Source organism: Pseudomonas sp. Irchel s3h14, from assembly GCF_900187425.1.
Lineage (GTDB): Bacteria > Pseudomonadota > Gammaproteobacteria > Pseudomonadales > Pseudomonadaceae > Aquipseudomonas.
In genome coordinates, this window is the sequence record NZ_FYDJ01000002.1 from 215,683 (window position 1) to 233,071 (window position 17,389).

The 17,389-nt window shown below is 60.3% G+C and carries 14 protein-coding genes; 5 read left to right on the forward strand and 9 right to left on the reverse strand.

Going from position 1 to position 17,389, the window contains the following annotated elements:
* Complete coding sequence (gene motA / locus CKW16_RS04645; RefSeq protein ID WP_074873180.1) at positions 1 to 852, reverse strand: flagellar motor stator protein MotA; 852 nt, start codon at positions 850 to 852, stop codon at positions 1 to 3.
* Positions 853 to 1,018: 166 nt separating this feature from the next.
* Here motA and CKW16_RS04650 point away from each other — a divergent pair, with 166 nt between their 5' ends.
* The 3 genes from CKW16_RS04650 to asd are packed head-to-tail and all read left to right on the forward strand — an operon-like array spanning position 1,019 to position 4,294.
* A complete protein-coding gene (locus CKW16_RS04650; protein ID WP_095127411.1) occupies positions 1,019 to 2,557 on the forward strand; it encodes an HDOD domain-containing protein in 1,539 nt (512 codons plus the stop codon).
* A gap of 42 nt (positions 2,558 to 2,599) precedes the next feature.
* The gene (locus CKW16_RS04655) at positions 2,600 to 3,415 is read left to right on the forward strand and encodes a rhodanese-like domain-containing protein (RefSeq protein WP_095127412.1); all 816 of its coding nucleotides are present in this window, start codon (positions 2,600 to 2,602) and stop codon (positions 3,413 to 3,415) included.
* Positions 3,416 to 3,433: 18 nt separating this feature from the next.
* Positions 3,434 to 4,294: an archaetidylserine decarboxylase gene (gene asd / locus CKW16_RS04660; protein WP_095127413.1), complete on the forward strand. Its 861-nt coding sequence runs from the start codon at positions 3,434 to 3,436 to the stop codon at positions 4,292 to 4,294.
* Positions 4,295 to 4,350: 56 nt separating this feature from the next.
* Here the strand turns inward: asd and CKW16_RS04665 are convergent, their stop codons facing one another.
* Positions 4,351 to 4,752: a lectin OAA gene (locus CKW16_RS04665; RefSeq protein WP_095127414.1), complete on the reverse strand. Its 402-nt coding sequence runs from the start codon at positions 4,750 to 4,752 to the stop codon at positions 4,351 to 4,353.
* Positions 4,753 to 4,951: 199 nt separating this feature from the next.
* Between CKW16_RS04665 and CKW16_RS04670 the strand changes: the two genes are divergently transcribed.
* A complete protein-coding gene (locus CKW16_RS04670) occupies positions 4,952 to 6,730 on the forward strand; it encodes a molecular chaperone (protein WP_095127415.1) in 1,779 nt (592 codons plus the stop codon).
* 138 nt (positions 6,731 to 6,868) lie between these two features.
* Here CKW16_RS04670 and serB read toward each other — a convergent pair whose 3' ends face one another.
* Entirely contained in the window at positions 6,869 to 8,083 is a 1,215-nt protein-coding gene (gene serB, locus CKW16_RS04675; RefSeq protein ID WP_095127416.1) for a phosphoserine phosphatase SerB, read from the reverse strand.
* Positions 8,084 to 8,218: 135 nt separating this feature from the next.
* Here serB and CKW16_RS04680 point away from each other — a divergent pair, with 135 nt between their 5' ends.
* Positions 8,219 to 9,760 (forward strand): AhpA/YtjB family protein, encoded by a 1,542-nt coding sequence (locus tag CKW16_RS04680; RefSeq protein WP_095127417.1) that lies wholly within the window; start codon positions 8,219 to 8,221, stop codon positions 9,758 to 9,760.
* Between the two features lie 249 nt (positions 9,761 to 10,009).
* On the opposite strand, the gene CKW16_RS04685 is transcribed toward CKW16_RS04680, so the two are convergent.
* From CKW16_RS04685 to CKW16_RS04710, 6 genes are all read right to left on the reverse strand, one after another.
* The gene (locus CKW16_RS04685) at positions 10,010 to 10,723 is read right to left on the reverse strand and encodes a membrane integrity-associated transporter subunit PqiC (protein WP_095127418.1); all 714 of its coding nucleotides are present in this window, start codon (positions 10,721 to 10,723) and stop codon (positions 10,010 to 10,012) included.
* Positions 10,724 to 10,899: 176 nt separating this feature from the next.
* The gene (gene parC, locus CKW16_RS04690) at positions 10,900 to 13,167 is read right to left on the reverse strand and encodes a DNA topoisomerase IV subunit A (RefSeq protein WP_095127419.1); all 2,268 of its coding nucleotides are present in this window, start codon (positions 13,165 to 13,167) and stop codon (positions 10,900 to 10,902) included.
* Between the two features lie 7 nt (positions 13,168 to 13,174).
* The gene (locus CKW16_RS04695) at positions 13,175 to 13,699 is read right to left on the reverse strand and encodes a TIGR02281 family clan AA aspartic protease (protein ID WP_095127420.1); all 525 of its coding nucleotides are present in this window, start codon (positions 13,697 to 13,699) and stop codon (positions 13,175 to 13,177) included.
* The gene (locus CKW16_RS04700; RefSeq protein ID WP_095127421.1) at positions 13,696 to 14,685 is read right to left on the reverse strand and encodes an esterase-like activity of phytase family protein; all 990 of its coding nucleotides are present in this window, start codon (positions 14,683 to 14,685) and stop codon (positions 13,696 to 13,698) included. Before CKW16_RS04700 ends, CKW16_RS04695 begins: the two co-directional genes overlap by 4 nt.
* Positions 14,685 to 16,589, reverse strand: a complete 1,905-nt coding sequence (gene parE / locus CKW16_RS04705; RefSeq protein WP_046045699.1) for a DNA topoisomerase IV subunit B — start codon at positions 16,587 to 16,589, stop codon at positions 14,685 to 14,687. Before parE ends, CKW16_RS04700 begins: the two co-directional genes overlap by 1 nt.
* A 54-nt stretch (positions 16,590 to 16,643) precedes the next feature.
* Positions 16,644 to 17,252 (reverse strand): YqiA/YcfP family alpha/beta fold hydrolase, encoded by a 609-nt coding sequence (locus CKW16_RS04710; protein ID WP_008153348.1) that lies wholly within the window; start codon positions 17,250 to 17,252, stop codon positions 16,644 to 16,646.
* Between the last annotated feature and the right edge of the window lie 137 nt (positions 17,253 to 17,389).

A 17,389-nucleotide genomic window follows, 5' to 3' on the forward strand; every position in this document is an offset into this window, starting at 1 on the left:
TTAGCGACCGCGAACCGCTTGTTCCAGCTCAGCGAAGCTAGGACGGTGCGCCGGGTACAGAACCTTGCGGCCGAATTCCACCGCCAGCGATGGCGGCATGCCGGAAGCCGAAGCCACCAGCGAGGCCTTGATGGCTTCGTAGACGTTGAGTTCTTCCTTGGCATCGTGGGCCAGGGAATGGGCCAGCGGACCGAAGAAACCGTACGCCGCGAGAATACCGAAGAAGGTACCGACGAGTGCCGCACCGACGTGCAGGCCGATGGATTTCTGATCGCCTTCACCCAGGGAAGCCATGGTCACCACGATACCGAGTACCGCCGCGACGATACCGAAACCAGGCATGGCGTCGGCAATGCCGTTCACCGCGTGGGATGGATGCTCGAGGTCTTCCTTGAGGCTGTAAAGCTCCATGTCGAACAGGCCTTCAAGCTCATGGGGAGCCATGTTGCCGGAGGACATGATGCGCAGGTAATCGCAGATGAACGCGGTCATGCGTTCGTCCTTGAGCACAGCCGGGTACTTGGCGAAAATCGGGCTCGCAGCGGCATCTTCAATGTCGCCCTCGATAGCCATCATGCCTTCGCGGCGGCTCTTGTTGAGGATCTCGTAGATCAGGCCCAGCACTTCCAGATAGAACGTGTGGCTGAAACGCGAAGTGAACATGCCCAAGGATTTCTTGAGTACGTGCATGGTCATGTAACTAGGGTTGGCCTGGAGGAATGCACCGAGGGCCGCGCCACCGATAATCAACACCTCGAAGGGCTGAATCAGGGCGGCAATCTTGCCGTGGGAGAGCACGTATCCGCCGAGCACGCTCGCGAATACGACGATGATGCCGATAATTTTAGCCATAGGTAGGAGAGCACTTACTGAGTCGGGTTCAAGGTCATATTCGGAAGTTAAAAAATCTCTTCTTCTACTTATCGGCAAAACTGCGCCAGACTATAGCCAGTTCAGGCGAAAAGCCAATTTGGCCCGCTCCGGGCATAGGTAATGCAGACGATGATCGCGTCCAACCATGGCTAACGAAACGAACGTTCCAACTCCAAAACCAACCACTCTCGAAGGCTGGGTCAAGCTTCTCGATGGCGTGCGCCTGCCGGTTCCGCAAGCCAGTCATGACCGTGTCTGCAAGGCCATCGCCAACAGTCGCAGCTCTTTGCGCGATATTGCCGAACTGATACAGGACAGCCCGGCGCTGGCCTTGAGCGTGATTCGCGAAGCCAATCGCCACACCCATGGCAGCATGACCGAGCCTGCGGAAAACCTTGAGGTGGCGATCAATCGCCTCGGTTTGAAGCGCACCGAAGAACTGCTCGCCCGCCTGCCCGCCGAACCTCAGTTAGAAATTCCGGTGGCCCTGCGTCAGCTACAACTGATCAGCCAGCACGCGACCCAACAGGCCAACGGTTTTTTCGCCAGTCGCCTGGCGCGGCTGTGGCAGGACATCCACTGGGGCAGCCTGCTGTTTCTCTCGCCGCTCTGGCCGATGGCATTGACTCACCCGCAGTTGCTCGAAGAGTGGGAGCTGCGGGTCATCCATAAAGGCGAGTCGGCACGCAAAGTTGAAAAGCAATTGTTCGGCGCTCGTCTGCTGGATATCTGCCTGGCGCTCGTGGACATCTGGCGCCTGCCGATCTGGGTGCAACAGGGTTATCGGCTGCTGCTCAACGAGCAACGTGAGCTGGTGAAAGTGCTGCGCATCGCGCGCGACAGCGATCATCCATTGCGCCAGCAGAACCGCCTCGATGACGATCCGACCCTGCGCCGCTGGCTCAATCAACCGGCCAACACGGTGCTGCTGGCCAACGGACTGGCGCTGTCGGCACAACAGGCCTGGGACAGTCCGCACAGTGAACGCTGGCAGTATCTGACCAGCCTTTACCTGCAAATACCGATGGACGAAGTGCAGCAGCAGTTGCACCAACAGGCCGCCAACAGCGCCCGTCATCATGCAATGCCAGACCTTTGGCACCCGGCCGTGTCGCTGATCTGGCCGTGGGGCATGAACCGTGTCCACGCCGGATTGCTGCCGGCCCCGGCACCGACTGCCGAAGACCTGGCGAAATGGCGCAGACAGTGTGCCGAGTTGCTGGTCGAGCCGAGTCGCTTCACCAATGCCATGCACTTGACCACGTCTGCCCGGGACGCTTTGGTCGCGTGCGGCATGCGTCGGGTGATGATCCTGATGGCCGACCGTACCCATGACAATCTGCGAGTGCACCAGACGGCCGGGCTGCCAAAAGAAGTGGCCGGTCTGAACTTCGCCGTCAGCCAGAGCACCGTGCTGCAACGCCTGCTCTCGCAGCAAGCCCAGGTACGCCTGACGCCGGCCAACAACGCACAATTTTCGACCCTGTTGCCGGCCAGCCTGCGCTCACAGTTCGGCGGCGAACACTTGCTGTTGCGCTCACTGGTCAATAATGGTCGGGTGATCATGATTGTGGTGGCGGATCAGGGCGGCGGGCCGTTCTCGGAAATCACCGTGCAAGCCTTCGGCAAAACCGCGCAATGCATCGAGAAAGCGCTGCACAGCTTTAGTCACCGCGGCCAATGACGCTGCGATACAATCCTCCCCTTTGTGTTCTGGAGACCTCACATGTCTGACTTCTCTGGCTTGCCGCTGGTGATCGAGCCGAGCGACTTGCTCGCCCGTCTCGACTCCCGCGAACTGATTCTGGTGGACCTGACCAGCAGCGCCCGCTATGCCGAAGGGCATATCCCTGGTGCGCGTTTTGTCGATCCGAAACGCACGCAACTCGGTCAGGCGCCTGCGCCGGGACTGATGCCGCCGCAAGCGGCACTCGAAGCGTTGTTCGGTGAACTGGGACACAACAAAAACGCGGTCTACGTGGTCTATGACGACGAGGGCGGCGGTTGGGCCGGGCGCTTTATCTGGCTGCTGGATGTCATCGGCCACAGCAAGTACCACTATGTCGACGGCGGCCTGAAGGCCTGGCTGGCAGAAGGTTTGCCCATGTCGATCCAGATCCCGGCAGCGGTCGGCGGGCCGGTTGCGTTGACCTTGCACGACGAACCCACTGCCACCCGCGAGTACCTGCAAAGCCGTCTCGGTGCCGCCGACCTGGCGATCTGGGACGCACGCGGGCCGCTGGAGTACTCCGGCGAGAAAGTCCTGGCGGCCAAGGCCGGGCACATTCCCGGCGCGGTCAATTTCGAATGGACCGCGGGCATGGATCAGACGCGCAACCTGCGCATCCGTACCGACATGCCGCAGATCCTGGAAAAACTCGGGATCAGCAAAGACAAAGAAGTGATTACCCACTGCCAGACTCACCACCGTTCTGGCTTCACCTATCTGGTGGCCAAATCCCTCGGTTATCCGCGGGTCAAAGGCTACGCCGGTTCCTGGGGCGAATGGGGCAACCACCCCGATACGCCCGTAGAGATTTAAGGTTTTTAAGGACAGTTAATGAATAAGCGTTTGTTTATCCTCAGCCAATACCTGCTGCCCCATCACCTGCTGTCGCGACTGGCCGGCTGCATTGCCGAATGCCGCGTGCGCTGGTTCAAGAACGCCTTCACCGCCTGGTTCGCCAAGCGTTATCAAGTGGACATGTCGCAGGCACTGGTCGAAGACCTGACGGCCTACGAGCATTTCAATGCGTTCTTCACTCGCGCCTTGAAGGACGGCGCTCGCCCGCTGGACGAGACGCCAGGCGCGATCCTCAGCCCGGCCGACGGCGCGGTCAGCCAACTTGGCCCGATCGAACACGGTCGCGTGTTCCAGGCCAAGGGTCACAGCTTCAGCGTGCTGGAATTGCTGGGCGGCGACGCTGCCAACGCAGCGCCATTCATGGGCGGTGATTTCGCGACTATTTATCTGTCGCCGAAGGACTACCACCGCGTGCACATGCCGCTGGCCGGCACCCTGCGCGAGATGGTCTACATCCCGGGCCGGATCTTCTCGGTCAACCAGACCACCGCCGAAAACGTTCCGGAACTGTTCGCCCGCAACGAGCGTGTGGCGTGCATTTTCGACACCGAGCGCGGGCCGATGGCCGTGGTGTTGGTGGGCGCCATGATCGTTGCGTCGATCGAAACCGTTTGGGCCGGGCTGGTCACGCCGCCGAAACGCGAGCTGAAAACCTTCCGCTACGACGAAGCTGCCCGTGCGCCGATCCATTTGGAGAAAGGTGCAGAACTGGGTCGGTTCAAACTGGGTTCGACCGCTGTCGTGCTGTTCGGGCCTGATCAAGTTAAGTGGGCTGAAGAACTGGCGGCCGGTTCGCCGGTGCAGATGGGCCAGGGCATGGCTCTGGCAAAAGCCTGATCCCTGATCCGAACCCCGCGAACGTCTTCGCGGGGTCGGATATTTCGGTGGTCCCGTTACTCTATCTGTCCTCGGAAGCCGATCGGCCCTTCGTTGGCGTAGGTATTGGTGCCACTGAGGTTTTTCCCTCCATCGCTGGAGGTCACGCTCAACGCCACAACGTTCTGATTATCCCGGCCTCCGATGACCCATTTGCCACCCGGATGCCACGGGGCATCGTTGCCACCCCACTGATTTTCAACGTTGTACTGGTTCTGGCCCGTGCGCTGAGCCTTGAAACCAATGGGACCTTCACCCGCATACGTCATGGTGCCGGTGAAACTCTTCCCGCCATCGCCCGATTTGATCTCGATCGCGACAACGTTCTGGTTGTCCCGCGCGCCTAACACCCAGTCTCCGCCCGGATGCCAGGGTGCCGAACTACCGCCCCATTGATTTGCCACTACATATCTAGACATAAACTTCATCTCCTTGAAGTTACAAAGAGACCTGCCCTGCGTAGGCAGCAGGCCGTACGACTGTGCGTATCCAGTCGCACGACTGTCAGATTAGTAGTACGCCCGGAGGGCATTTGACTGACAGACAAACGGTAGAAATCCATAGCTGCTACAGTCAGGTCATTCACTGCCCATTTACCGGTTGGAGTTTTTCCACGGCATGAATGAGACCAGCCCCCACCTCCTGCTACGCGCCCCGATCCCGACGCAGTCACGCCTGTCGTTCTGTGAAGCCACCCCGCGTGATCTCAAGCGCTGGATCGCCAATCTACCCAAAGCCAACATCGGCGAAACCGCTCGCCAGCTGTATCAAGGCTTGAGCGAACTCAACCAGCTGCTCACGCCCAGCGACAATCGCCTGCAATTGCTCGAACTGCTACGGCCCGAGGTGTACTACGTCTGCAAACACCTTGAGCAGCATTTCCTGCATCAGTCGATTGTCCTCGACGAGCGTTCCCGCAAGATCGCCAACCTCTGCCAGGCGCTGCAAAGTCACTTGGCCATTGGTTATAAACAGATCGTCGTGCGCATCACACCGAAATTCAGCAAGGACCGTGCGCCGCTGCTGACCCAGGCGCTGCAACGGGCAATCCATTGCCTGAACGGGCCGCTGATTCGCGCTACCAAACTCTATTGCCCGGTGCCGGAAGGCCTGTGGCTGGAGCTGCATCAAATCTACCGGATCGCCTGCGCGCACCGACTCCAGCACACGAGCCTGCGCGATGAGCTGGCCAGCCAGACGCAAAACCTGAGCATCGAACAGACTTACGTGGTCACCTTGCTGCTGGGCGCCTCACGCTGCAACCAACTGCGCCAGCACCAGATTGCCCGGGTTGCCGAGGTGCTGGAGCCCTGGAGCCAATGGATCAAGCTGCAACCCGGCAACCCGGCCACCGGACTGTTCGCCGTCGTGCCAGACCTCGACACCGGACCGCGTTACCGCACCAAGTTCCGGGTCGAGCAGCAAGAGAGCCTACTGGGGATTGATCCGCAGCCGTTGGTCGCGGCGATTGAAGCTCATTTGCAAAAAAACGACAGTTCATCACCGCTACCCGTGCCAGCAGGGTTAAGCCTGGATACGTTGCAACACCTTCATGCCGCCTGGGGCCAGACTGCCGAACGCAGTTTCCAGCGCACCGTCGGCCAAGGCACGTTGACCCTGTGCATAGGCATGAGCGCGCTGCACTTTTATCTGGGTGGGCAACGCTCATTCAGCGACATCCTGAAAAACCACGGCGCCCGGCCTGCACAATTTTCGGTAACGTCAGTGGCCGGCCGGGAAAAGGACCAATGGCACCAGGCCTTCGACGCCGCTCCCCAAGGCAATGCAGACGCTCTATTGCCCTACGAAGAGATCGAATACCCGCAGCTTCAGAATGACGACAGCCACGAAGCATCCGACCGCAATCAGCACTTCCCGACCCACGTCCTGTCAGTGATCAATCACAGCCCCGGCGGTTACTGCCTGGCCTGGCCCGGCGCTGTGCCTGCCGAGTTACAGGCGGGTGAGATGGTCGGAATCGAGGATTCTGCCGGTCAGGGTTGGAGCATTGCGGTGGTGCGCTGGATCCGCCAGGTGCGCGGCGGCGGCACGCAGATGGGCGTCGAGCAGGTTGCGCCCTGCGCCGAGCCTTGCGGCCTGCAACTGGTGCGCACCCGTGATGACCACAGCCAATATCTTCGCGGTCTTTTGCTACCGGAGATCAGCGCCATCGACCTGCCCGCCACGCTGCTTGCCCCGCGCCTGCCCTTTCAGGAAGGCAGCAAAGTGCTGATCAACACCAACGGCCAGGAACGCCGAGCCGGGCTGGATCGGCGGGTGGCGAGCACCAACAGCTTTAATCAGTTTGCTTATCGCTCGCTGGAGGCCGCCAGAAACGACAACGCCGCGGTGAGCGGCGCTGAGGAGGATTTTGATTCGTTGTGGAAGTCGCTTTGAGGGTGAATCTGTAAGACCGCGGCGCCCCCATCGCGGGCAAGCCTTGCTCCTACAGGTTCAGCGTTAACCGTTTGAACAACGCAACCTCTGTAGGAGCGAGGCTTGCCCGCGAAGAGGCCCTGTCAGCCAATACAAGACTCAGAGTTGCCCGTCGCGATCCCGGAAGCCCAGCAGATACAGCACGCCATCCAGCCCAAGGTTGGAAATCGCCTGCTTCGCCGACTGTTTCACCAGTGGCTTGGCACGGAACGCGACGCCCAACCCGGCAATCGCCAGCATTGGCAAATCGTTGGCGCCGTCGCCGACCGCAATGGTCTGCTCCAGACGCAAACCTTCCTTGTGCGCCAGCTCCTTCAGCAGATCCGCCTTGCGCTGTGCATCAACAATCGGCTCGACCGCCACGCCAGTCACTTTGCCGTCCACGACTTCCAGTTCGTTGGCGAACACATAGTCGATACCCAACTTGGCCTGCAATTGCTTGGCGAAGTAGGTAAAGCCGCCCGACAGGATGGCGGTTTTGTAGCCCAGACGCTTGAGCTCGGCGAACAGGGTTTCGGCACCTTCTGTCAGTCGCAGGGAGGCACCGATGGAATCCAGCACGCTGACGTCCAGCCCTTTCAACAAGGCCAGGCGTTCCTTGAAGCTGGCGCGGAAGTCCAATTCGCCGGCCATCGCCCGCTCGGTGATCGCAGACACCTGATCGCCCACACCGGCAGCCTTGGCCAGTTCGTCGATGACTTCGGCTTCGATCAGCGTCGAGTCCATGTCGAACACCGCCAGACGGCGGTTACGACGGAACAGCGAATCTTCCTGGAAGGCGATGTCGACGTTCAATTCCTGAGCGACGCTGAGGAATTCGGCCCGCAGCGCTTGCGGATCAGCCGCTTCACCACGAACGGAAAACTCAATGCAACCCTTGCCCTGATCGGCCGGGGTGTCCAGCGGCATGCGCCCGGACAGACGATCGATGTGGTCGATATTCAGGCCATATTTGGCGGTGATCGAACTCACGGCCTGCAATTGCCCGGCGGTTACTTTGCGGGTCAGCAGGGTCACGATGTGGCGTTTTTTGCCCTGATTGCCGACCCACTGCTGGTAATCCTCTTCGGACACCGGCGTGAAACGCACCTGCTGATCGAGTTTGTAAGCCGTGAACAGGATGTCCTTGAGCACCGACTTGCCTTGCTCGGTGTCAGGAATTTCAACCAGGATGCCGAACGACAGGGTGTCGTGGATCACCGCCTGACCAATGTCGAGAATGTTCACACCACCCTGGGCCAGAACGCCGGTAATGGCCGCAGTCAGACCCGGACGGTCGACTCCCGTGATGTTTATCAGGACGATTTCGCGCAAGGCGCACCCCCGCAGGTGGAAAAAAACCGCATTCTACCCACATTCAGTGACCATCGGGCACCGTGAGCGCTTTGACGGTCTAGGGCCTGTCGCTATACTGCGCGTCAACTTCACGGACAAAAGAGCCGAGCTCAAGTGAACCGGCCCACGCCAGTAAAAACCGATAACTTCTTTCTGCTGATCTTCCGTGCACTGCGCCACCGCCGTGTACCGATTGCATTGCGCATCGCCAGCCATAACGTGATCCTGGTCGCTCTGGCCCTGGTGATCTATGCCTGCGTGATGGGTTTGCAGTTCAAGCAGGCCATGCACGAGCAGGCGGATGCCCTGGGTGAAAGCCTGACCACCCAGACTGCCACGTCCGCCACGGAGCTGTTGGTGTCCAACGACATCCTCAGCCTCAACGTGCTGCTCAACAACCTGACCAAAAACAAGCTGGTGGCTCACGCTGCCATCTACAGCGTGGACAACCGCATCCTCGCCGAAGCCGGTCAGCGCCCCAAGCATAGCCTGCTGGGCGAAGCCGAAGGCATGTACCAGAGCAAGATCACTTTCCAGGACGTGACCGCCGGGCAACTGCGCATCAGCCTGGACATGGATCAGTTCCAGCAGCCGATGACCATCAGCCTGCAAAGCATGGGCATTTTGAGCGCGATTCTGCTGGCGCTGTCCCTGGCCTTGAGCCTGCGCCTGGGTCGGCACATCTCCACGCCGCTGCTGCAATTGCGGGTGTGGCTGCGCCATATCGACGAATACACCCCGGCCACCGAGCGTCAGGATGAGATCGGCGACCTGGCTCGCCAGCTGCACGCCGACTTCGCGCCAGAGCCCGCCGAGCTGGAACCCGCTCCCGAGCCTGAATACGACGAAAGCGACTACGAAGACGCGGACGATAACGAGCCAACCTTCGAAGTGCGTAATTTGCGTGACCCGAGTTTCGATGAAACCAAGCCTGTGGCCGGCCTCAAACCTGCGCCACGGCGCATTGTCAGCACCGTTGAAGACGATGATGACGACGATGACGACGATGCATTTGCCGACTTGCGTGATGAATCAGCATCGACCGCGCCGAAACCGGTAGCAAAACCGCAACTATCGAACGTGCCGCAGCACAGCGCGGTGCTGGCCGTGCAACTGGGCGCTCAGGATCAACTGCGTCGTCTGCCCCGCACACGTCTGGAAGAACTGCTCAAACGCTATCGCGACTGCCTCGATCAAGCCGCCTCGCTCTACCAGAGTGAGCTGCACACCCTGAACGATGGCAGCACGCTGATGCTGTTCCACACCGAAGACAGCGGCGACGACTACCTGACCAACGCCATCTGCTGCGGTGAGTTGTTGCGAGCTCTGGGCCATCAGTTGCAGATCGAAGTCGCCGACAGCGGCATCACCCTGCAATTGCAGCTGGGCCTGACACTGGGTGACGAGCTGTTCGGCCTGAGCCAGATTGATCTGCTGCTGACTGAAACCGCTCAGGATGCACTGGCCCTGTCGCAACACAGCCGCAACCTGTTGCTGGTGGAGCGCAAGATCGGTGACGACGCGCTGATCCGCCAGCGCGCACGAATCCGACCGATCGCAAGCCCTGAGGGTGCTTGTTGCGTAGAGCGGCTGATGGAGCCTTATCCGTCGATGCTCGAGCGGCAACTGGCGCGAATGCATGAGCGTCGGGCGTAAGCCATAGAAGTTACAACCGAGCCCGCAGATGATCACTCGTCTGCGGGCTTTTTGTTGCCCTCACTGATGCCATCGCGGGCAAGCCTTGCTCCTACAGGTTCGGTGTCGTACGCCAATCGCATGAACGACACAAACCCTGTAGGAGCGAGGCTTGCCCGCGAAGAGGCCGCCAGCAGCACCAGAGAGCTCTAAACTGCAGAAACAACAAAGCCCGCACATGGCGGGCTTTGTTCTTGGCTCAATCCAGGCTTAGAACCTGAACACTTCCATATCGGTCCGGATCGGCGAAGCCATCGGGATCTTCGGCTGCTTTTCCGCTTCCGCCGCAGGTGCCGCCGGCTTGGCAGCCGGTTTTTTTGGCGCTTCGGCGATCGGTGGCTGATTGGCCAGCGGCTTGAGCGCCGTCGACAGTTGCTCGGCCAGACGCTGAAGCAATACACCCTGAGCCTGAACCTGAGCCGCCGTGCCGCCTGCATGCTGTTCCTGCAGGTGAATGATGCGGTTATCACGAACCTGGCCACGACGGTCGATCAGACGCCATTGCGCATCAAGGATCGCCGGTTGCGCCTCACCCGAGTCCAGGCGAGTAATCGTCAGCAGAACCTGCACATCCGGCGTGAAGCCCACTGTCGCTGGCGCCAGCACCACGCGCTGGCTGTCCAGATGACCCGCTACCTGGCGCAGCAGCAGCTGATCGATGTCGGATGACAGGCTACCCGCCCAACGACCATCGGCCGACGCTTGCAGGCTGCCATCCGGCTGTCGCTGCAACAACGTTTCGCGTTGAAGGTAATCAGCTACAGTTACCGGACCCAGCAATACAGCCATGCCCGCGCTTTGCGCAGGCTGAGCCGGACTTCCGCTGTCCAGCTGATACAGCGACACCGGTTGGTGAGTGCTGCAACCCGCCAGGCCAAGAACGCCGGCGAGCATCAAAATAAAAGGAAGGCGCAGAGCAGTCATCGTCCCATCCAGGTGGTTGCCACAAGGCTAACCACAGTGAAAATACTCAATAAATGTGAAGAACGCTCGGCCACGCCGGCGCTTGAAAGGCCATATCATCCGTGAATATGCGTTCCGACTCCAGCGCCAAAGCGTCGATCTACGCGTTAAATCGTAGATCGAGCGCTCTAGGACGCTTAATTGAGGTTTTCGACGAGCAGCGCATCTACCCTCTGAAAGCCACGTGGCAATTTGTTACCACGACGTCCACGCTCACCTTTGTAGTGTTCGAGGTCGTCTGCTTTCAGTGACAAGGTACGTTTTCCGGCCTGCAGCACCAACGTGGCGCCATCCGGCAATACGGCGATGTCCGTGACATATTCTTCGCGACTGGCCACACGCTCACCGGAGATCCCGATGATCTTGTTGCCTTTGCCCTTACCTAATTGTGGCAGATCGCTGATTTTGAAGATCAGCAGGCGACCTTCGGTGGTCACCGAGGCCAGCCAGTTCTGCTCACGATCAGCCACTGGACGCGGCAGAATCACCTTGGCGTTGTTCGGCAGGCTCAACAGCGCCTTACCCGCCTTGTTCTTGGCTTGCAGGTCTTCACCCTTGACCACGAAACCATAACCGGCGTCAGAGGCGATCACGTACAGCGAATCGTCTTCCGGCATCAGCACGCATTCGAAGCTCGCCCCTGGTGGCGGCGTCAGACGACCGGTCAGTGGCTCGCCCTGGCCTCGGGCCGATGGCAGCGTGTGCGCGGCCACCGAATAGCTGCGACCGGTGGAATCGATAAACACCGCAAACTGGTTGGAGCGACCGGGCGCCAAGGCCTTGAAACCATCCCCGGCCTTGTAGGAAAGCCCGGTGGCGTCGATTTCGTGCCCCTTGGCGGAACGAACCCAGCCTTTTTCCGACAGGACGACGGTCACTTTCTCGTTCGGCAGCAGATCGTGCTCGGTCAGGGCCTTGGCTTCGGTGCGCTCGACGATTGGCGAGCGACGGTCGTCGCCGTAAGTTTCGGCGTCCTTGATCAGTTCGGTGCGGACCAGCTTTTTCAGCTTGGCTTCGCTGCCCAGCAGGGCTTGCAGCTTGGCCTGTTCCTTGAGCAGTTCATCCTGCTCGGCACGCAGCTTCATTTCTTCCAGTCGCGCCAACTGACGCAAACGGGTGTCGAGAATGTAGTCGGCCTGGATTTCGCTCAGGGCGAAACGCTCGATCAGCGCGGCTTTCGGGTGCTCCTCGGTGCGGATGATGTGAATCACTTCATCCAGGTTGAGGTAGGCAATCAACAAACCGTCCAACAGGTGCAGGCGACGCTCGACCTTGTCCAGACGGAATTGCAGGCGACGACGCACAGTCTGGACCCGGAATTCCAGCCACTCGACCAACAGCGCGCGCAGGTTTTTCAGCTGCGGCTTGCCGTCGAGGCCGATGATGTTGATGTTGACCCGGTAGCTCGACTCCAGCTCGGTGCTGGCGAACAGGTGCTGCATCAGCGCGTCATGGTCAAAGTTTTTGCGTGCGCCCGGAATAATCACGATCCGGCACGGGTTTTCGTGGTCGGACTCGTCTCGCAGGTCAGCGATCTGCGGGGCCTTGGACGGTTTGGCCTGCATCATGGCCGCGATCTGTTCCAGCACCTTGGCGCCCGAAACCTGATGCGGCAGCGCGGTGACGATGATGTCGCCGTCTTCGATGTGGTACACGGCGCGCATGCGCACCGAGCCCTTGCCGGTTTCGTACATTTTCAGCAGGTCGGCGCGCGGCGTGATGATTTCCGCTTCGGTCGGGTAATCCGGGCCCTGGATGTGTTCGCAGAGCTGTTCGACCGTGGCTTTCGGCTCATCGAGCAAACGCACGCACGCCGTAGCGACTTCGCGCAGGTTGTGCGGCGGTACGTCGGTGGCCATGCCCACGGCGATGCCGGTGGTGCCGTTGAGCAGGATGTTCGGCAAACGTGCCGGCAACACCAGCGGCTCGTCGAGGGTACCGTCGAAGTTCGGGCCCCAATCCGCAGTGCCCTGGCCCAGTTCGCTGAGCAGCACTTCGGAATAACGCGACAGCCGCGCTTCGGTGTAACGCATGGCGGCGAAGGACTTGGGATCATCCGGCGCACCCCAGTTACCCTGGCCGTCGACCAGCGTGTAGCGGTAACTGAACGGTTGGGCCATCAGGACCATCGCTTCGTAGCAGGCCGAGTCACCGTGCGGGTGGAACTTGCCGAGTACGTCACCGACGGTACGCGCCGATTTCTTGTGCTTGGAATCGGCGTCCAGCCCCAACTCACTCATCGCATAGATAATGCGCCGCTGTACCGGTTTCAGGCCGTCGCCGATATGCGGCAAGGCACGGTCCATGATCACGTACATGGAGTAGTTGAGGTAGGCATTTTCGGTGAAGTCAGCCAGTGACCGGCGTTCTACACCGTCCAGGCTGAGATCAAGGGAGTCGCTCATGCGGGCCTCATCGGTTCGTTGTCTGGCGCAGCAGCATGGTGCCACCGCGCTGGGTAAATTCAAGTTTGTTCAGCGCGCTCATTCCGAGCAGCACTTGCTTGCCATCCAGGCCTGGCACGACGAGGGCGCGCACATCACGCAGCACAATGTCGCCCAGTTGCAGCCGGTCGATGCGGGTTCGGTAACCCTGGGTGCGACCGTTGGCCGTGCTCAGGGTCACCCCAAAGCCCTTTTCCAGTTTCAGCCGTTCGGCCATTTCCGCCGGGATCGACACGTCGGTCGCCCCGGTATCGAGCATGAAATCCACCGGCTGACCGTTGATCTGGCCGCTGGCAACGAAGTGACCCTGTGTGTTGCTGGCCAGTTTCACTTCGATAAACCCTTCGCCCTGCTCAGAGCTGATGACGGTGTTGGGATTCTGCTGACGCGCTTCCCACTGGCCGAAAAACCGCGTCGCCAGAAACAGCGCCGCGCACCAGGCCAGCACCATAAATACCCGACCGGCGCGTTTGCCCGGTGGCTGCTGACTCATGACTTGGCACTCCAGCCACCTTCAGGCGCGGAAAAGCGCCAGACGATCGGACGTTCCTCGCCATCGGCGCGGGCATCGTTGTTGTTGTCGGTGCCAATCCACGCGCCCTCGGCGTCAACAATCAACGCTTCGGTCAGGCCGTAAGGATTTGAATAGCGGCGATGCGCCTGCAAGGCTTCATTGGCAAACGACCAGCAGCGCTCGACCTTGGCCGTCACCGAATCACGGCGGCAGATCTGGTAAGCGTTGCGCTCAAGGGTAAACAGCTTGCCGTTGAACAGCGACAGGTCGGCAAAGTCTCGGGACACTGCTTTGGCTCGGGGAAACTGCGCCGGCTGCATTTCTTTCCCGGCTTCGCTCAGCAACACACAGCCACCATCGCAATCCCATACCGTTTGCTTGCGCTTGATCAGCAACAAACCACGGCTTTGACGCTCGGCGGCGAGCCACAATTGATCACCCGCTGGATTGATCGCAAGGCCCTCGAACAACGCATTGAAGTGCAGCAGCATGCCGCTGGCCCGGGCTTCACGAATCAGAATCGGCGAGATCTTCAGCCAGGACGATGGCCCAACGGGTGGCACTTGCAGAATCGCAGCATGGGATTCGCTGACGATGTAGCGATTACCGGCGCTGTCGCAGGTGATACCTTCAAAATCCAGATCCCCGCCACGGACAAACGACGCCACCCAGGTCCGCGAACGCAAGCCCCAGGGCAAACCGCTGTCTGGCACCGGTGGCACGCCGATGCCCACGGTTTCCGCTTGCCATACCCTGTCGCGGGTATCGAGCCGGTAAATCTGATCGTCGTCGCGATCGGACACCGTCCACATATCCTTGCCGCACTGGGCCAGCCCTGACAGGTTGCCGCCGCGCATACCGTCAACGGGATGCTCGGACAACAGGCGCAGTTCCGGCACCGGTTCGGCAAACACCGAAATCGAGGTCAGAAGTAACGCACACGCCAGGGCAAAGCCAACCCGCATCAGCCAAGAACCTCGGCCAGGTTGCCTTTGGATTCCAGCCAGGATTTGCGGTCACCAGCGCGTTTCTTCGCCAGCAGCATGTCCATCATTTCCGAGGTCGCTTCGAAATCGTCCAGCGTCAGCTGCACCAGACGCCGAGTGTTCGGGTCCATGGTGGTTTCGCGCAGCTGCGGCGGGTTCATTTCACCCAGACCTTTGAATCGTGTGACCTGCGGCTTGCCGCGTTTCTTCTCGGCCACCAGACGATCGAGGATGCCATCGCGTTCGGCTTCGTCCAGGGCGTAGTAAATCTCTTTGCCCAGGTCGATACGGTACAGCGGCGGCATCGCGACGTAGACGTGACCGGCATCCACCAACGGACGGAAATGCTGGACGAACAACGCGCACAGCAAGGTGGCGATGTGCAGACCGTCGGAGTCGGCGTCGGCGAGGATGCAGATCTTGCCGTAACGCAGCTGGGCGATGTCCGCCGAGCCCGGATCGACACCGATGGCCACGGCGATGTTGTGCACTTCCTGGCTGGCCAGCACTTCGCTGCCGTCGACTTCCCAGGTGTTCAGAATCTTGCCGCGCAACGGCAGGATCGCTTGAAATTCTTTGTCTCGTGCCTGCTTGGCCGAGCCGCCGGCAGAATCACCTTCCACTAGAAACAGCTCGGAACGCATCGGGTCCTGCCCGGCACAGTCAGCGAGTTTGCCCGGCAGTGCCGGACCCGCTGTGATGCGCTTGCGCTCGACCTTCTTGCTGGCCTTCAGACGGCGGCCGGCATTGTTGATCGCCAGTTCCGCCAGCAACATGCCCGTTTCCGGGTTGGCGTTGAGCCACAGGCTGAAGGCGTCCTTGACCACACCGGAAACGAACGCGGCCGCTTCACGGGAAGACAGGCGCTCTTTGGTCTGGCCGGAGAATTGCGGCTCTTGCATCTTCATCGACAGCACGAAAGCGATACGCTCCCAGACGTCTTCCGGCGCCAGCTTCACGCCGCGTGGCAGCAGGCTGCGGAATTCGCAGAATTCGCGCATCGCATCGAGCAAGCCCTGACGCAAACCGTTGACGTGGGTACCGCCCTGCGCCGTCGGGATCAGGTTGACATAGCTTTCCTGCACGCTGTCGCCACCTTCCGGCAACCACAGCAGCGCCCAATCGACCGCTTCTTTGTTACCGGCCAGGCTGCCGCAGAACGGCTCGTCCGGCAGGCGTTCGAATCCATTGACCGCGTCGACCAGGTAGGAGCGCAGGCCGTCTTCGTAATGCCATTCGACTTTCTCGCCGGTGGCCTTGTCTTCAAAACTGACCAGCAGCCCCGGGCACAGAACGGCCTTGGCCTTGAGTACGTGCTTGAGGCGGCTGATGGAGAATTTCGGCGAATCGAAGTATTTCGGGTCCGGCGCGAAGAATACGCTGGTACCCGTGTTGCGCTTGCCGACAGTACCAATGATTTCCAGCTCGGTTTTCTTGTAACCGTCGGCGAAGGTCATCTGGTATTCGTTGCCGTCACGCTTTACGCGCACCCGGACTTCGTTCGACAACGCGTTGACCACGGAAATACCCACCCCGTGCAGACCGCCGGAGAACTGGTAGTTCTTGTTGGAAAACTTGCCGCCCGCGTGGAGCTTGGTGAGGATCAGCTCGACGCCCGACACGCCTTCTTCGGCGTGGATGTCCACTGGCATGCCACGGCCGTCATCGCTGACTTCCAGGGAGTGATCGGCGTGCAGGATGACCTGCACCGAGGTCGCGTGCCCGGCCAAGGCTTCGTCGACGCTGTTGTCGATGACTTCCTGGGCAAGGTGGTTCGGCCGACTGGTGTCGGTGTACATGCCGGGGCGTTTGCGCACCGGGTCGAGGCCCGAGAGGACTTCGATGGCGTCTGCGTTATAAGAGCTAGCGCTGGGAGTGGCCATGGGGTCTCGTCGTCCGCCTGTAAAAAGAGTGTTCTGTGAAATAGAGGCGATGGCTCACAGTGCTGTGAAATCGATCGCCTGATACAAATCTGCGCCGATGCCGGCAAAACTCAGCATTGCCGGCAATTGTTCGGCAAAACCCTGGAAACTATGGTCGCCGCCGGCCTGGATACGTAACGCACAAGCCCGGTAGTACTGCTGGGCGAGGCGGTAGTCCAGCGTTTCATCGCCGGTCTGCAACCACACCTGATACCGCTGCGGGTCCTGGGGCGCCGGCACTTCCAGCTCGGCCAGGGCCGTCACGTGGTCGTGGGTCAATTCCCAGGCCTCATCGGTATACAGGTTTTTCTGCGTCCCCAGATACCCGTCGAACATCCGGTGCGGACTGACGGCAGGGTTGATCAACAGGGCCTTGAGGCCATGGCGCTCGGCCAAGTGAGTCGCATAGTAGCCGCCGAGTGAGCTGCCGACCAGCAGTGGCCGCCCTAGCTCCTCAATCGCCTTGTTTAGCTGACCGATGGCCTCACGGGGATGGTGATGCAAGGCCGGGACGCGCAACTGATCGCTCAAGCCCAGACGTTCCATTACTTGTACCAACTGCGTGGCCTTTTTAGACGAAGGCGCGCTGTTGAAACCGTGGATATAAAGGATCGAACCAGACATTTGAGCTCCCTGTGCGTCGGGTAAAGAGGCGCAGTTTACAGGGTGTCGGGGGAATCGGGATATGCACGGAGTTCATGGGCGTCTGTGCGGATGCCTTCGCGAGCAAGCCCGCTCCCACAGGAGATCTGCAGCGTACA

Excerpts from the sequence above, each read along its gene's own strand:
- motA (WP_074873180.1), bottom strand. The coding sequence starts at position 852 with ATGGCTAAAATTATCGGCATCATCGTCGTATTCGCGAGCGTGCTCGGC.
- CKW16_RS04650 (WP_095127411.1), top strand. The coding sequence starts at position 1,019 with ATGGCTAACGAAACGAACGTTCCAACTCCAAAACCAACCACTCTCGAA.
- CKW16_RS04655 (WP_095127412.1), top strand. The coding sequence starts at position 2,600 with ATGTCTGACTTCTCTGGCTTGCCGCTGGTGATCGAGCCGAGCGACTTG.
- asd (WP_095127413.1), top strand. The coding sequence starts at position 3,434 with ATGAATAAGCGTTTGTTTATCCTCAGCCAATACCTGCTGCCCCATCAC.
- CKW16_RS04665 (WP_095127414.1), bottom strand. The coding sequence starts at position 4,752 with ATGTCTAGATATGTAGTGGCAAATCAATGGGGCGGTAGTTCGGCACCC.
- CKW16_RS04670 (WP_095127415.1), top strand. The coding sequence starts at position 4,952 with ATGAATGAGACCAGCCCCCACCTCCTGCTACGCGCCCCGATCCCGACG.
- CKW16_RS04685 (WP_095127418.1), bottom strand. The coding sequence starts at position 10,723 with ATGACTGCTCTGCGCCTTCCTTTTATTTTGATGCTCGCCGGCGTTCTT.
- parC (WP_095127419.1), bottom strand. The coding sequence starts at position 13,167 with ATGAGCGACTCCCTTGATCTCAGCCTGGACGGTGTAGAACGCCGGTCA.
- CKW16_RS04695 (WP_095127420.1), bottom strand. The coding sequence starts at position 13,699 with ATGAGTCAGCAGCCACCGGGCAAACGCGCCGGTCGGGTATTTATGGTG.
- CKW16_RS04700 (WP_095127421.1), bottom strand. The coding sequence starts at position 14,685 with ATGCGGGTTGGCTTTGCCCTGGCGTGTGCGTTACTTCTGACCTCGATT.
- parE (WP_046045699.1), bottom strand. The coding sequence starts at position 16,589 with ATGGCCACTCCCAGCGCTAGCTCTTATAACGCAGACGCCATCGAAGTC.
- CKW16_RS04710 (WP_008153348.1), bottom strand. The coding sequence starts at position 17,252 with ATGTCTGGTTCGATCCTTTATATCCACGGTTTCAACAGCGCGCCTTCG.